Raw genomic sequence first — 14,985 nt, 5'->3', positions numbered from 1 at the left:
ATTCGCAGCCATGTCCCTTCCCAGCCCTAATGTCAAAGATGCCTCTCCAACACAGAAAGTTAGGAATACGCCCTACTTCCCTATCACTCTGGAGTCGCGCCGCCACTTCCCGTCGCTTAGCGGCGCGGCCCCTCTATAAATCTTCAAAGCTCTTCACACACTTCATAAACTTCAAAGAATTCATAAACTTCACAAGACTTCAAAAGCCTGGTGGATTATAGTGAGAGCATGAAACCGAAGTACACCAATCCCTTTACGGCTACCCTTGGCGCCACTCCCCCGTTGCTGGTTGGTCGCAGTGACGCCATTCGTGATTTCGGTTTTGCGCTCGATGAGGGCCCCGGCGCCCATGAGAGAATCTCTCTCATCATTGGCCCCCGCGGCATCGGAAAGACAGTCCTGCTCAACGCTTTCGAAGACGAGGCGCTCGCGCGTGGTTGGCTCACGCTCAGCGATACCGCAACAACCGGTTTTGTTGAGCGCTTGCGCAGCAGCATTATCCAACGTCTATCCCAGGACAGGAAGCAGCTCAAGGGGCTCAACGTCTCAATCCTTGGCATTGGCGGCGGACTGAATTGGGATACCCGCGCCATCGCGGAATCAACATACTCGCTGCGCAATGCGCTTAAGGATCTGCTGGCTTATAAACGCGAACTGGACCGGAAGGCCCACCAGGAGCCCGGCGGGGTGCTCGTAACTCTGGATGAGATGCACCACCAACGCAGCCAGGAGCTCATCGAGTTCGGGGCCACAATTCAGCACCTCATCCGTGAGGGTGAAGACATTTCCGTAGTCATGGCGGGCATCCCAACCTCAATCAGGCCGCTGCTTTCCGGGAAGCTAAACAGCCACGGCGATGCCAATCCAGTCACTTTTTTGCGCCGCGCAAACCGCATTGAGCTGGGTAGAGTCTCTGATTCGGATGTTCGCAAAGCATTGGAAGAGCCCCTCCACACCGCTGCAACCTCGTGGTCGACAGACGCTTTGGACACCGCAGTGGAGGCATGTCATGGTTACCCATTCATGATTCAACTCGTAGGTCAATGCTCGTTTAGGGAAAGGGAACATGCTTCGGATGGAGGCGCCGAAATCTCCGTCGACGCTGCACAGCGAGGAGTCACAACTGCGCAGCGCAAACTCGGCCAACTTGTCCACGAGCCGGCACTGTCAGACCTCTCGACCATTGACCGAAGCTTCTTGGTTTACATGGCCCAGAATGATGGCCCCACCAAAATGTCAGATATCAAGGCTCGCTTCAATCAGACAGATTCTTATGTAGGGAACTACCGCCGCCGGCTTCTCGACGCCGAAATGATCACCACCACCGGCCATGGCGAAGTCGACTTCGCTTTGCCATACATGCGCGACTACCTCCGTGAGCATGCGGCAAGCCTCATTGTTGAGGACTTCGATTCGCAGTAGCGGAAACGCCCCACTCCCCCCCCGTGCGCTGCACGCCACACCTACCCCCACACCCTGATCCCTAATATTCGCGCAGAGTTTCCACCCCGCCCCAAGTTATGCACCCGGTTCACCGTCGGGCTGCGGTGTCCGCCACCGTGAGGGTCCTCGCAGTGGTGGAGGGATGGGGCGTCGGCAAGCACGGCAGGAAAGTGCCCACTTCCCCCATCGTTGATACATGAATAAAAGTGAATAATATTATGCATGATGTCGCAAAACCTGCACCTACATGGGCTTTCTGCCACCCACGGAGGCTTGAAAAAATGCTCGCCTTCCATAAACTTGTCACGTAGTTCACAATCCGCTAATTCTGGTGGTTCAATTCACCACGGTGCACGTTGGCGCCGTACAAGCGTCAAGAAAGGCTCACGCACATGACTACTCCCCCGCTGGGCGTTTGGTCCGAGGTAGGCAAGCTTCACCAGGTCATGGTGTGTGCGCCCGGACTCGCGCACGAACGGCTCACTCCCAGCAACTGTGCGGAGCTGCTTTTCGACGACGTCCTGTGGGTCGATGAAGCCAAGAAGCACCATGCGGAGTTCGTAGCCCAGCTGCGTAGCTACGGCGTTGACGTACTGGAGATGCACACACTGCTGGAGGAGACCCTGGATACCCCGGGCGGGCGGGATTTCATCCTCGATTTCAAGCTTTTAGATAAGAACGTCGGCGTCGGCATCGGCGGCGAGCTGCGCCACTGGTTCAACGAGATGCCCGCCGCACGGCTTGCGGAAGTGCTCATTGGCGGTCTGCCCTTCGCCGAAATCCCCCAAGGCCTGGGCCACGGCACCATCGATGCCATGCGTGAGGTCTACGGCCCGTCCGCGTTTGCGCTGCGCCCACTTCCTAATACCCAGTACGCGCGGGATAATTCCGCATGGATTTATGGCGGAGTATCACTTAACCCCATGCGGATGCCGGCGCGCCACCAGGAAACGCTGCTGACCCGCGCGATCTACAACTACCACCCACGGTTTGCGCAGGCAGACTTCACATTCTGGTACGGCAACACCGACGAGGATCCGGGGCTTGCGGCACTCGAAGGCGGTGACATTATGCCGATTGGCAAGGGCATCGTGCTGGTAGGCATGGGTGAGCGCACCACCTGGCAGGGAGTAAGCCAACTAGCCATGCGGCTGTTTGAGGAAGGCGCAGCCACCACGATCATCATTGCGGCCATGGCTAAGGACCGTGCCTCCATGCACCTCGACACGGTCTTTACTTTCCTTGACGCCGACAAGGTCACCGCCTACCCCAAGGTGGTAGACACTATCCGGCCGATAGTCCTGCATCCTTCAACAAGCACGGCGCCTTTCGACGTCGAACTGCCCACCGCGCCCTTCCTTGAGGTCGTCGCCAAGGCACTGGGCATTGGCGCCTTCGACGTCATCGAAACCGGCGGCGATACTTACACTGCCGCCCGCGAGCAGTGGGACGACGCCAACAATGTCGTGGCCATCGAACCCGGCGTGGTGGTGGCTTATGACCGCAACAAGCACACTAATAAGAAATTGAGAGCCGCGGGCATAGAAGTAGTAGAGATTGGCTCGGCTGAACTTGGCCGCGGCCGCGGCGGCGGCCACTGCATGACCTGCCCGATTATCCGCGAGGCCATCGAATATTAGAAAGTAGAGGTGATGACTAATTCCAAGCCTCTCGTGACGGGCAGCGGCAACGCTGTACCCTACTCCTCTCTGATGAACGGTGACGCACCCAAATCCGAAGGCACCGCCTTGAGCTGGGTGCTGGCGCTGTTTGGGACGGCAATGGGTGCCGGCATCCTGTTCCTGCCTCTGCAGGCGGGCTCCTTCGGATTCTGGCCCCTGGCCTTTGCCACGGTGATCATCTTTCCCTTGGTGTATTTCTCCCACCGCACTTACGCCCGCATTGTTGCTGGCGCGCCCGCCCAGGATTATGGCTTGGATATTTTGGAGCTGGTGCGCAAATACCTGGGGCGCAACACTGGCCTCTTTGTGGCGTTGATGTATTCCCTGGCCAACGTGCCCACGGTGTTCATCTACGCCATCTCGTTGACCAACGCCATCGATAGTTTCATTGTTAATCAGCTCCACGGCCCGTCCATTAACCGCTGGGTGCTCTCCGTGGTGTGCGTGGGTACTCTGACCGGCGTGTTCGCATTCGGGCGCAAGCCCATGCTGTGGCTGGCGCAGGCATTGGTCTATCCCCTAATCTTCTCGCTTGCGGCGACGTCGATTTATCTCATTCCACAATGGGACTTCCAGTCCTTCGTGGAAGTGAAATACCAGGGCGGCAGCTGGCCCCATATTTTGCTTGGTGCAGTACTTATCCTGCCCGTGCTTGCGTTTTCCTTTTCCCACATGGCTGCGCTGTCACAGATGTCGGTGGACATGCAGCCAACCTACGGAGAGAACACCGAAAAGCGCGTCTCCCGCATTGAGCTCTACACCGCCGCGTTGCTGGTGGTTTTCACCATGTTCTTCGTCTGGTCATGCGTGCTCGCACTGGGCGCTGAGGGTATGCGCGAAGCCTCTGAGCAAAACCTTCCGGTTCTGTCCTATTTCGCCAACGTCACCGGCGTGCAGGTTCTTGCCCTGCTGGCACCGTTGATCGTTATCTTCGCTGTCATCACGTCCTACTTCGGCACCATGCTCGGCGCCGAAGAAGGAACCGCCTACATGGTTCGGCTCCTGGCACCGCGTACGGCGAACCGGCTGAACCGCCGCAGCCTGCTGACCATCGTCTACATCGTCATCTTCATTTCCGGCACGTTGGTCTCCGTGTTCAATCCGCCCATCCTTGACCTCATTTACCTGGTGGGCGGCGTCTTCGATGCCATCCTCATCTTCCTCTTGCCGGTCTACATGTTCCACAAGGTCAAGGAATACAAGAAGTTCCGTGGCGATCCGTGGAATTACTTCGTCTTCGCCCTCGGCTCCATCATCCTCGGAATCACCATCTGGGATCTCTTCTAGGCCAAAAGCATCACACCCTTTCACCTGCGCCCCGGACCGGGGCCCCCGTGGTGACGCACGCATGTTCGTGACTTTCTCAGGATTGGGAGGGGAGAGACGTCGCCAAGCATTGCTCCCACACTGCTACTCGACGCCCCACCGCAGGACCTAAGGGCTAGATTTTGCAGATAGGAGACGCCGGGGGCGAACCAAAGTCTGGGAGCGACATACATACACCTTTAAGCTTCCTGCCAGCGTCTTTAACTTTGGCACAGAACCAAAACAGCCCCAGATGGGGGTAAATTATTCCAACAGGTGAGAATAAATCACCGCTGGTAAATGGGGGCTTAACAACGCTAACTTTCTTGCAAAGTGGGAAAATATTTTTCTTACGCCGTTGAGAGTGCACTGTGCAGAACTTAGGATTGTGCGGGACTTCAAGAAGCTTGCTTTTATTCTTTAACTTTCTTTAAGGACGGTATCCAGGTGCACATCAAGGGATTGCGCGCGCTCGCGCCGCTAGCGGCCACGGCGGCTGCGGCGGCCGCATTTGTCGCGCCCGTGGCACAGGCGGCTGACATTCCGCCCATGCCGCAGGCCTACCCCATCACGAACCTCTACAAGAGCTGTAACGCGGCCGGTGACAACGCCGAGCGCGAATGGCGCTTTGCAGAGACGGGCCGCCGCTACTTGAGCGATGGCACGCTGCAGTTTAAGAACACCACCGATCAGGAGGTGCCCTACACCGCTGAGGTGGAGACTGGCACCAACCACAAGATTGAGGCCAACTCCAAGGCAGCCATGCCTTCCGGATGGAACACGACTGCTAAGTCCGATATCGGTCTCAAGATGACCAACGGTTGGCAGGAGAAGGAAACCTTCGGCCCCATTAAGCTCAAGCCGGGCGAGTCTTTCCGCGTGGAATATGGCGTGGTAGAGAAGGACTTCATCTCCATGTTCGTCGGCTGCAACGATGACCGCTTGGAGAACATCCCGGGCGCCAACGTCATCCGCGGCAAAGGCCCGGCCGAGCGTTATGCCTTCGCCTACATCATCAAGGCCGATGGGTCGATTTCGGACCTCGCCATGGAGATTCCCACCCGCTCCCCAGGCGCCAATTCCAAGCCGATCGAGGGCAACTACACCTCCGTTTCCGGCCCGAGCCTGGAAAAGATTGCGGACCCGAAGAAGGATGAAATCATGCAGCCTTCCGAGGAGCTCCAGCGTGATCCCTCCTGGCCTAAGGAAGGCGAAACCTGTGAGGGCGGCGACAGCTCCTGGTACCCGCTGGACATCACGGCCGTCACACCGACCTACCGCAAGCCGGGTTACTCCACGGACTTCCTCAACTGGTCCAAGGGTGACTACGAGTACGCGCCGGTCACGGACTTCGTCGTCGGTGCTGAGCACTCGCCGTACACCAACTGGCAGGGCAACCGCGGCGACATTCCGAAGGGTTGGCTGGAATCCGTCGGTGCGGTCAAGCGCGCCTACATGCCAGTCGGTACGGAGCTCAAGCACATCGACCTTGCCCCGGGCGAGCGCGTCCGCGTGGAGTATGGCACCACCATGACCCGCATCAACTACCGCGAGATTCACTGCGGCAAGGACGGAAAGTACAGCCTGACCTCCAACTACAAGCAGACCTCCGCTCCTAGCGGTTTCTGGGCTGAGGCCACCATCACGGGTAAGGACGGCTCCACTCGCACCGAGGACATCACCCCGGACGAATACCGCGACCTGCCCGTGGTGACCCAGACTGTCTACTAATCCCCCGCTCACATTCACCCCTCACATCCACCAAGGAGACCACACCATGTTCAAGACTAAGATTGCTTCCACCACTGCTGCCCTGGCCGTAGCCTCCGGCATCATCCTCGCACCAGCCGCCAACGCCCTGCCTGCACGTGACCTGGGACCGGCTAACCCGACCACCATTGGCGAGCACTGCACCAACCCGGGTGATACCGGCCAGACCGTAGAGATCAAGCGCACCTACTTCGACGGCTCCGCTGGCTCCTGGACCGTGTCCAACTACAACGACGAGCCGCTGCCGGTCACCCGCTCCATCACGGAGACCAAGACCAAGACCTGGAACGTGTCTGCTGGCGTTGACTTCAAGCTGATGGACCTCATCAACTTCACCTTCTCCTCCAGCTACACCGATTCCCAGTCCTACGAGGTTGGTGAGCAGGTTGGTCCGTACAACATCGCTCCGGGCAAGACCGCCGTGCTGCGTGCCGGCTGGGTAGTCTCCGACTTCGAGGGCCAGAAGACCATCTGCGGTTCCGATAACACCTGGCAGGCCAACGGCGGTACCTTCACCGCTACCCTGCCGAAGGAGCGCCACATCGAGGTCTCCACCCGCGATAACAACGATTGGGGCTAAAGCGTGCTGAAGAAGTCCATCGCGAGCACCTTTGCCGCACTGAGCCTGCTGGCGGCCGCTCCTGTTGCCCACGCCGCCGACTTCGGCGGGGACTTCGAGCTGCCCCAGCGCTGGAACACTGACTACGAGCCCGGCTCTAGCTGCTCGACGCCCGGTGAGAACGGCACCTATGTCACCGCTACCCGCCGCTGGTTCAAGCAGACCGATGCCACGAGCGTGGCCAACCGCAACGATGAGTCCGTTCCGGTCAGTCACACCGTCACCCAGGCCCGCACCCAGACCATCGAGGTTTCTGGGTCTATGAAGGGCGAGGGCGAGCTCGCCAAGGTGCTCACCCAGACCTACGGCTTCCACTACGTCAATGAGCAGCACTGGAAGCTCAACCAAAAGGTCGGACCGTACACGTTGCCGGCACACTCCCAGGGCAAGCTGGTGTGGGGCTTTACCATGCTCGACACCGACGGCCAGGATGTGCGCTGCAACTCCGACCTGACATGGGAGGCAGTTGGCCAGCCCTACTCCGCCACCGTTCCGGAGGCTCGCTACTCTGAGCTACAGCTTGGCGACGCCCCCGTGTGGGACTAATCCTTCACTCCCAAGGCATCACAACCAAGGGCACTCTCAGACCGTTTCACGACGGCTGCGGGTGCCCTCTTTTCAGTTTTGGTGAATGATCAAACGGCAACGGGAGCATTGCAGAATGGCAATGGAAGCCTTGCAGAACGGCAACGAGGAGATTGCAGAATGGCAATATAATTCTTGCAGAACGGCAACAAGAGTCTTGCAAAAGCGCAACATTGCAGGTAGATTGACTGTCATGACTGAATCTTTCCTATATAGAAACGCACAAGGTTTGGCGGAAGAAATTCTGTCGGATACACCAGTGCTGACTATTTCTGGCGCACGCCAAGTGGGAAAGAGCACCCTCGTTCATCAATTGCTCGAAGAAAGAGAGCATAGGTTCTTTAACCTCGATGAAAGTACTTCGCTCGCATCCGCTAAAGAGGATCCAGACGGGTTTGTCAGGCAGTTCCCTGAAGGGACACTAGCCATTGATGAAATTCAGCGCGCGCCTGAACTCTTTCGCGCTATCAAAGGCACACTCGAAGAAGATCGGCGGCCAGGTCGTTTCATCCTCACTGGGTCCTCTAATCTCCTTAGCCTCACAGGAGCTGAAGAATCTCTCGCTGGTCGCGCAGAGACAATTCGTCTTCACGGACTTAGCGTGGGTGAACGGTTGGGCATCCACGACGACTTTGCAGGTCGAGTGTGGTCATTGCGGGAAGAAGGTGTAAATCCCACATCTACACCTTCCCGAAATGACTACTTTCAGCTCTTCTGCACACCAAGCTTCCCTGGGCTTAGGGATGCTAGCCGAAGGCGACAGCACCGCTGGTTCGACGCCTACATTGAACGAGTACTGTCGAAGGACGCCACCGAGCTCTACGGCATTCAATTCCCCGATCGTTTGAGCAAGCTTCTCAACAAGTTGGCGGCTCAAGGAACTGCTGAGCTCGTAGCCGCACACATTGGGCGCGCGCTTGATATACCCCAGCGCTCGGTCCCTACCTACGTGACTGCATTGAGCGATGTCTTCTTGCTCAACCAGCTGCCATCGTGGGGAACCAATCTGGAAAAGCGGGCTATTTCTAAACCCAAGGTCTTCCTTTCGGATACTGCACTTGCTACAAGTCTGGCAGGTCTAGATCCCGAGGCATTGGAGATGAACATCTCCAGCACAATCACCGGCGGTATCTGCGAAGCCTTCGTTGCTAACGAGCTTCTAAAGCAGAAGGCATGGTCATCCATTGACTATCGCCTTTTCCACTTTCGTACTTCCACTGGCAAAGAAGTTGACCTCGTATTGGAATCACGGTCCCGGGACATCGTTGGCGTCGAAGTCAAAGCAGCAATGTCGATTCAGCCGAAAGACTTTGCTGGTCTGCGCTACCTTCAGCAGGTTGCAGGTGCCTCCTTCCGCGCCGGCATCGTCCTATATACGGGCAAACATGTCCTGCCAATGGGTGACAACCTCTGGGCGATGCCCATCTCTATGCTTTGGCACGGTTAAACCAGCGGCAACGGATATACTGCGCCCCATGTCCCACCGCATCTTTTCCGTGCCCTTCGCCGACATCTACCCGCACTACGTCACCAAGGTTGAGCGCAAAGACAGATCCGTTGAAGAACTCCACGAGGTCATCACGTGGTTGACCGGATACTCTGTGGAAGAACTCGATCGCGTTCGTGAGGAAAAGGCCACGCTCGAGGAGTTCTTCGCCCAAGCCCCAGCGCTGAACCCGTCCCGCTCCCTCATCACCGGCAGTATTTGTGGGCACAAGGTCCAAGAGATCGAAGACCCGCTCAGGCAGAACATTCGGTACATGGACAAGCTCGTTGACGAACTGGCAAAAGGAAAAGCGATGGCGAAGATCCTGCGCTGCTAACGCCCTGTCAGGCACCGAGGCGATCCTTAATCCGTTACCATTTATGTCATGGCAAGGTATCCCATCCGAAGGTTGGAAGCACAGTCTTTCGGCCCCTTTCGCGAAATTGATGTTGAGTTTTCTCCGAAGCTCAACATCGTTGTCGGTGACAATTCCTCGGGTAAATCTTTTTTCCTCAAGCTGCTTTATACAGCCGCCAAGACCGTCAAGGATTCGGATAACCTCACCAAGAAAGAGTTTAACTCCGCACTTGCTTCCAAACTCATGGGTGTCTATCGGCCTGATGCGCTAGGCCGGCTGACTCGCCGCACCAAAGGCGCAGCCCGCGCAAATGTCGACATCACCTTTGCTGGAGTAAAGCAGCGTCTTTCATGGAATTTTTCGTCGCGCTCAAAGTCAGAGGTTTCCACGGAATCATTACCTCAAATTTCCAAAGAGGATTTTGAAGACGAGCCGATCTACCTTCCCACCCATGAATTACTGAGCCTATCGGCGAGCTTCCTCAGCTTCTTTGAAAATTACGAAGTTGATTTTGATGAAACATGGCGGGATACCCTTCTCTTGCTCCATCAACCTGCTTTGCGCGGCCCCAGAGTCGCCGAGGCTTCGAAGTTGGTTAGCCCCTTCTCTAAGCTCCTCTCTGACGGTTCTGTCGTAGAAAACAATGGCAGGTTTTATCTCAAGCAACCGGGAATTGGCAATCTTGAGGCTCCACTCGTAGCAGAAGGCCATAGGAAGTTAGCAATGCTCGTTCGCCTCATTGCCAACGGAGCGTTGTTAAATAGTGGTTACCTTTTCTGGGATGAGCCGGAAGCAAATCTCAATCCTGCTTCACAAAAGGCAATTGCCCATGCGCTTCGCGCACTTGCTGCTGCAGGAACCCAGGTCTTCGTGGTTACTCATAGCGTCTTTCTTCTCCGGGAGCTCCAAATGAGCGAGAACAAAGCCGAGGACACTCGGTACGTAGGGCTTTCACGAGACTCTGGTGATGCTTCCGATGCCGAAGTAGTTGTTCAGTCGGCTCCAGAGCTCGATGATCTTGACGTCATTGCTGCTCTTGATGCCGAGGTCGAGCAAGCAGAACGCTACCTGAGCTGGTAAAAGATGAAAGAGCCGCAGCAGCCCGAAATTAATGTCGACGGCATCATCTTCCGTTTCCAGGAGGGCTGGAGTCTCGCCGCTTTCGATAGGTGGCCGCAATTCACCAAAATCGCTGGAGCCTTCGGTGCACAAGGATGTGACATTCTAGCGTTGAAGGGTGACGAGCTCTGGTTCATCGAAGTAAAGGATTACACATTTGACGGTGCGGAAACACCGACGGATCTTCCCACCACAGTCGCAAAGAAAACTATCGGCACCCTCGCTACCATCTGCGCTTTAGCGAAAAGCCGAGAAGATACTCCTGAACGCAGTTTCTCTCGTCGCTGTTTAACCGCGAAGCGTTATAACCTTGCACTCCACATCGAGCTCAAAGACGGCGGCCTAAAAGATAAAATGAACAAACCGCTGCTCGCAACCCTAAAGCAGGAATTGCGGAAAATCCGTAAGAAGCTCGAGTTCGCTGACCATGCATTGAGCAATCACTGGAGATCTTCCGACGGGCTACCTTGGACCGCTGCTCGCGACCCACGTAATCGTCCGCAGCATTGTGACCGATAGCTTATTGTGGCTCATGCACCGAAATATGTTGCATCTACATGTGAACGGCGAGCGCTGAAAGTATCAGCTCTGTCATACTTGAATCCATGACATCGCTTGAGACATTGGCCACCGCGTGGGCGAAGGGGATCGTGGACGTCCTTGAGCGCGAGTTCCCCGCCGCGATGCACCACACAAGTGCCTCCGCTGATGATTGCCACGTGCGCCCGCGCAAGCTGCACCCCAGTTTTTATGGGTGCTTCGACTGGCATTCCAGCGTGCACATGCAGTATTCCGGTGTGCTGTTACTGGATCAACTACCGCACAGCCCTAGCCGCACACGATTGGAAGAATTATTGGATGCACGGCTAAGCCCAGCAGCGTTGGCCGTTGAGCACGAGTACATCACCAAGAATCCGGGTTATGAGATGCCCTATGGCCGTGCTTGGTTGCTGCAGTTGGCCGCTGTCCGCCCGACTGAGCCGCTGCTAGCGCTGGCTGAACTCACCGCCACGCAGTGTCAACAGTGGCTGGAGTCTCTCAACCACCCGGTGCGCCACGGAGTGCATTCCAACACCGCGTTCAATCTCTTCCTCATGCTCGAAGCTTCGGAGAAGCTCGAACTCACTGCGCTCACGGAGTCGATTCGTGCCGCTGCGGTCAGCTTGTTCGGTGGGGACCACAATTACCCCATCTGCTGGGAACCTTCCGGCCATGATTTCCTGTCTAACGGGCTTGCGGAAGCTCTACTCATGTCCCGCGTACACCCGGATTTTCCTGACTGGTTTGATACTTTCCTTCCAGACCGCGCGGCGGCACTGACTTTTCTTTCTCACATCCCGGAAGTCCTCGACCCCACCGATGGCCGCCTAGCCCACCTCTATGGTTTGGCACTTTCACGCGCATGGATGCTTACGGAGCTGTCCCCGTATTTCAATACCCCGGTAAGGGAACGTGCAGAGTGCCTCGCAGCGAGCGCGGAGCCTCAGCTTATCGACGGCGACTTCATGTCCACCCACTGGCTTGTCACCTACGCTCTGCGCTACCAGCTCGCCGCTGCCCGTGCTTTCAGGACCGACTAGTCACGGAGTACTCTAACTCACTAATCGTTTCTCTACTAGGAGTTAGTCCATGGATTCTCGTTACTCGGCGCAGCGTGATAGCTATCGCCTGCCCGAAGAGGGAATCCGCATCGACCTCAGTGCAGAGCGCGCGCGTCGGCGTTCCCGTTCGCGTCGCAACGCTGCAGCCAGCGCCCCCGAGCGCCGCTCGCCGCAACGCCGGAGCTCCGCACCAACGCGTTCGAGGTCACCACGCCCCTCTTCACCCCGCCTGCCGCAAGGAGGTATGGGAGGGGGACGGGTGGGGCGTCGGCAAGCGCAGCCACGCCACCGCAAGCCTGCGAACCATCGCGGGCTAGGCCTCGCAGCCATTTTGGTGGTTGTACTCGTCGGCATTGTGGCGGCTGTGCTCCTTAACCACGAGCCTGAAACCCCCGCGTCACAGCCGCCCGCAGACATCGTCGCCGAACCCGCCACCATTGCACCTTCCCCTGCAGTGGAGATGTACATCCCGTCAATCGATGTGCGCGCAGAATTTGAGGAAGAGTCCTGCAGGGTCAAGGACAATAAAATCAACCCGGATTCGATGAGTAAGGCCTGCACTTACACTGCGGACGATAAGCCTTATGCGCTTCCCGGCACGGATTCGCCGGACATTGTGGTCATTGCCGGGCATACCGGCGCGGGGGTGCCAGCGGTGTTCAACAATCTCTACGACGGCCGTGCAGACGAGCACAAGGCTTCCATCGGAGACAAGCTTTACCTGCGCACGGAAAAATCCGGTGAACAGTGGCTGGTGTATACCGCCACCGACCTACACGATCCTTCCAAGGACGGCCTTGAGCAGGACACGAGCATTTGGGGCGAAGACCCCATGCCAGGCCGCTTGCTCACCATTAGCTGCATCCAACCGGCCAACCTGCTCGCCGCCGCTGTGCGCAACGCGGTGGTGGGCTGGCAGTTTGAGGGCGTGACCTCAACTCCAGATCCCACTGCCTAACTGCCACACCTCCTTCGACTCACCAGCAAAGTTATAGCCCCAAGCAGGGGTATCGCTGTTCAAGCGAAAAATTTTCGAACAATCCTCGCAGCTGCCTTCAAGGTCTCCAACGACAAAGGCCGCCTAGACAGGTAATTATTCAATACATCCTTCACAGCCCATTCCTCGAACATACCGAGAAAGCTGCGCTTCAGGATTCCTCTTGAAGTGGGAGAAAGTGCGACAACAATCGTGACAGGTGTGAAAGTTGTGACTATTGTGACTTGAGTAAATTGATTCCCTCTCACGACCCGATCCAAGGAGTACTCCTATGAAGCGTATGTCCCGCACCCTGACCGCTGCCGCTCTGTCCGGCGCACTTGCACTCGGCGGCACCACCGTTGCCACCGCGCAGATCCCTGCCCCGGCCGTATTCGAGCTCGACGGCACCACTTACCAGCGACAGGCTGACGGAAGCTACAAGAGCACCAACGAGCTCGGCTCCGTTGTACTCACCGCGGAGCAGGCACAGTCTGCATGGGAGCGCCTGCAAGCGGAGGAAGCTCCGGCTGAAAACCCCTCGACCACCATTCAACTCGGCCCAGATCAGGAAGCACCGGCACCAGCTAACCCGGATCCAGCTCCGGCTGGCCCATCCAAGGTCGACACCCCAATCGACAACGGCTCTAAAGAAACCGAAAACGCCGAAGCATCGGAGAAGGACTCCGCAAAGCCGGAGACCCCGGACTCCGCAAAGCCGTCGACTGGCAAGGATGAGCCTGCACAGCCTTCCAGCAGCGAGGCTGCACCGACAGGCGGCTCCCAGTCCCCGTCCACCCCTGTTGACGATTCTGAGTTCGACACCAAGAAGCTGGCATGGCTCGCGCTTCCGGCAGCCCTCGTCATTGGTGGCGTGACCTGGTACTTGGCCAAGGATGGCAAGACTTACGTCAAGAGCGAGGCAGCCGCTCAGAATGCTGAGCCGTCCGCAGAGGAGAAGGCAGCTTCTGAGCAGATGCTCGAGGCCAACAAGGACGAGGTCATCGCTCAGGGCGGCAAGGTTGCGGAGAGCACCGCAGAGAAGACTCAGGTTGAATCTCGCGGTATGTCCGCTGAAACCGGCTCCAACACAGTTGCCCGTGGCGTTGCTGCACTGGCCATCGCAGCCATGATTGCTGCTGGCGCTTTCGCCGCTCGCCGCAAGTTCTTCATCTAAGAACTCCATCGCCCGCTAATACCACGCAGTGGGTGGGATTGCCGCATGCTGCATGACACCTTTTAGGTGTGATGGCATGCGGTTCCCTCTGTTTTCACTGTCCCCTATTCCTGCCTCTATTCCTGCTTTCGACAGGCCGCAAAAGTGCATCGAAAATGCAAACCCTTGCGGTAGCCTGAAGCTATCTCACATTCCATGCGATCCTCGCGCTATTCTCAGGAGAAAAATATGAAGAAGACGTCACTCGCTCTGACCACCGCAGCCCTGACCGGCTCCCTCGTTCTCGCCGGAACCACCATCGCGTCCGCTGATGAGGAGACCACCACTGAGATCAACTTCTGCTGGGCGCCAGCCGAGGAAATCACCACCACCATCGACGACGAAGAGCACACCTTCAAGCAGGAAGACTTCGGTCTCTGGCGTGCGATTGACAATGAGGAGCTGACCCTCAACCGCGCTGAGGTCATGGAGATTGCCAAGGCTGATGCAGCGGCTTGTGGCGAGCAGGACGAGGATGCGGCGAAGATCCAAGAGTCCATTGCCAAGAACCCACCGAGCTCCACCACTTCCGCGGCGCCGACGTCGGAGACCAACACGGAGACCACGGAGAAGACCTCTGAGCCTTCGACGCCGCCTTCCCAGTCAGAGTCCAAGACTGAAGAGCCCAAGGAATCCAGCTCCCTCGATGAGGAGCTGAGCTCGGCCGACGGCGAGCCGACCGACCTGGGCATTGCCGCTATTGTCACCGCCATCCTCGGTGTCGTGGGCGCCATTGCCGCCATCGCTCCGAGCGTAGCCAAGTCCCTGGGCATCAAGCTGCCGTTCTAACAGCTTCGAATTCTCCCAAAAGCGCTCCTCACCACA

General features: G+C 57.4%; 14 protein-coding genes. All 14 read left to right on the top strand.

From position 1 onward, the window contains the following. Positions 1–228 precede the first annotated feature (228 nt). The 14 genes from CSING_RS03200 to CSING_RS12975 all read left to right on the top strand — a co-directional run bounded on the left by CSING_RS03200 (position 229) and on the right by CSING_RS12975 (position 14,949). Positions 229–1,422, top strand: a complete 1,194-nt coding sequence (locus tag CSING_RS03200; protein ID WP_084226150.1) for an ATP-binding protein — start codon at positions 229–231, stop codon at positions 1,420–1,422. A gap of 413 nt (positions 1,423–1,835) precedes the next feature. Continuing rightward, a complete protein-coding gene (locus CSING_RS03195; RefSeq protein WP_042529651.1) occupies positions 1,836–3,083 on the top strand; it encodes an arginine deiminase in 1,248 nt (415 codons plus the stop codon). 72 nt (positions 3,084–3,155) lie between these two features. Next, positions 3,156–4,412, top strand: coding sequence for an amino acid permease (locus CSING_RS03190; protein WP_042533071.1), 1,257 nt, complete (start codon positions 3,156–3,158; stop codon positions 4,410–4,412). A 465-nt stretch (positions 4,413–4,877) separates the two neighbouring features. Then, positions 4,878–6,161, top strand: coding sequence for a hypothetical protein (locus CSING_RS03185; RefSeq protein WP_042529649.1), 1,284 nt, complete (start codon positions 4,878–4,880; stop codon positions 6,159–6,161). Between the two features lie 46 nt (positions 6,162–6,207). Next, positions 6,208–6,780 carry a hypothetical protein gene (locus CSING_RS03180; RefSeq protein WP_042529647.1) on the top strand — a complete coding sequence of 191 codons (573 nt, stop codon included), beginning with the start codon at positions 6,208–6,210 and terminating at the stop codon, positions 6,778–6,780. Positions 6,781–6,783: 3 nt separating this feature from the next. Continuing rightward, positions 6,784–7,365 (top strand): hypothetical protein, encoded by a 582-nt coding sequence (locus tag CSING_RS03175; protein ID WP_042529645.1) that lies wholly within the window; start codon positions 6,784–6,786, stop codon positions 7,363–7,365. A gap of 115 nt (positions 7,366–7,480) precedes the next feature. Then, positions 7,481–8,851 carry an ATP-binding protein gene (locus CSING_RS03170; protein ID WP_236684016.1) on the top strand — a complete coding sequence of 457 codons (1,371 nt, stop codon included), beginning with the start codon at positions 7,481–7,483 and terminating at the stop codon, positions 8,849–8,851. 28 nt (positions 8,852–8,879) lie between these two features. Further along, positions 8,880–9,227 (top strand): DUF2200 domain-containing protein, encoded by a 348-nt coding sequence (locus CSING_RS03165; RefSeq protein WP_042529643.1) that lies wholly within the window; start codon positions 8,880–8,882, stop codon positions 9,225–9,227. Between the two features lie 48 nt (positions 9,228–9,275). Then, complete coding sequence (locus tag CSING_RS03160) at positions 9,276–10,328, top strand: AAA family ATPase (protein ID WP_042529642.1); 1,053 nt, start codon at positions 9,276–9,278, stop codon at positions 10,326–10,328. A gap of 3 nt (positions 10,329–10,331) precedes the next feature. Further along, the gene (locus CSING_RS03155) at positions 10,332–10,886 is read left to right on the top strand and encodes a hypothetical protein (protein ID WP_042529638.1); all 555 of its coding nucleotides are present in this window, start codon (positions 10,332–10,334) and stop codon (positions 10,884–10,886) included. A gap of 86 nt (positions 10,887–10,972) precedes the next feature. Further along, positions 10,973–11,947, top strand: a complete 975-nt coding sequence (locus tag CSING_RS03150) for a DUF2891 family protein (RefSeq protein WP_042529636.1) — start codon at positions 10,973–10,975, stop codon at positions 11,945–11,947. A gap of 49 nt (positions 11,948–11,996) precedes the next feature. Further along, positions 11,997–12,926 (top strand): sortase family protein, encoded by a 930-nt coding sequence (locus tag CSING_RS13205; protein ID WP_084226149.1) that lies wholly within the window; start codon positions 11,997–11,999, stop codon positions 12,924–12,926. A 310-nt stretch (positions 12,927–13,236) separates the two neighbouring features. Further along, positions 13,237–14,121 (top strand): hypothetical protein, encoded by an 885-nt coding sequence (locus CSING_RS13200; RefSeq protein WP_042529634.1) that lies wholly within the window; start codon positions 13,237–13,239, stop codon positions 14,119–14,121. Between the two features lie 228 nt (positions 14,122–14,349). Next, positions 14,350–14,949 (top strand): hypothetical protein, encoded by a 600-nt coding sequence (locus CSING_RS12975; RefSeq protein WP_052471368.1) that lies wholly within the window; start codon positions 14,350–14,352, stop codon positions 14,947–14,949. The last annotated feature ends 36 nt before the right edge of the window (positions 14,950–14,985 follow it).

Source organism: Corynebacterium singulare (assembly GCF_000833575.1).
Classification (GTDB): domain Bacteria; phylum Actinomycetota; class Actinomycetes; order Mycobacteriales; family Mycobacteriaceae; genus Corynebacterium; species Corynebacterium singulare.
The sequence above is the reverse complement of the archived record's forward strand: the minus strand, read 5'-3'. Positions and strand labels throughout refer to the sequence as shown.

Bases quoted from the DNA above. Each gene is read 5' to 3' on its own strand.
- CSING_RS03200 (WP_084226150.1), top strand. From the start codon at position 229: ATGAAACCGAAGTACACCAATCCCTTTACGGCTACCCTTGGCGCCACT.
- CSING_RS03195 (WP_042529651.1), top strand. From the start codon at position 1,836: ATGACTACTCCCCCGCTGGGCGTTTGGTCCGAGGTAGGCAAGCTTCAC.
- CSING_RS03190 (WP_042533071.1), top strand. From the start codon at position 3,156: ATGAACGGTGACGCACCCAAATCCGAAGGCACCGCCTTGAGCTGGGTG.
- CSING_RS03180 (WP_042529647.1), top strand. From the start codon at position 6,208: ATGTTCAAGACTAAGATTGCTTCCACCACTGCTGCCCTGGCCGTAGCC.
- CSING_RS03170 (WP_236684016.1), top strand. From the start codon at position 7,481: ATGGCAATGGAAGCCTTGCAGAACGGCAACGAGGAGATTGCAGAATGG.
- CSING_RS03165 (WP_042529643.1), top strand. From the start codon at position 8,880: ATGTCCCACCGCATCTTTTCCGTGCCCTTCGCCGACATCTACCCGCAC.
- CSING_RS03160 (WP_042529642.1), top strand. From the start codon at position 9,276: ATGGCAAGGTATCCCATCCGAAGGTTGGAAGCACAGTCTTTCGGCCCC.
- CSING_RS03155 (WP_042529638.1), top strand. From the start codon at position 10,332: ATGAAAGAGCCGCAGCAGCCCGAAATTAATGTCGACGGCATCATCTTC.
- CSING_RS03150 (WP_042529636.1), top strand. From the start codon at position 10,973: ATGACATCGCTTGAGACATTGGCCACCGCGTGGGCGAAGGGGATCGTG.
- CSING_RS13205 (WP_084226149.1), top strand. From the start codon at position 11,997: ATGGATTCTCGTTACTCGGCGCAGCGTGATAGCTATCGCCTGCCCGAA.
- CSING_RS13200 (WP_042529634.1), top strand. From the start codon at position 13,237: ATGAAGCGTATGTCCCGCACCCTGACCGCTGCCGCTCTGTCCGGCGCA.
- CSING_RS12975 (WP_052471368.1), top strand. From the start codon at position 14,350: ATGAAGAAGACGTCACTCGCTCTGACCACCGCAGCCCTGACCGGCTCC.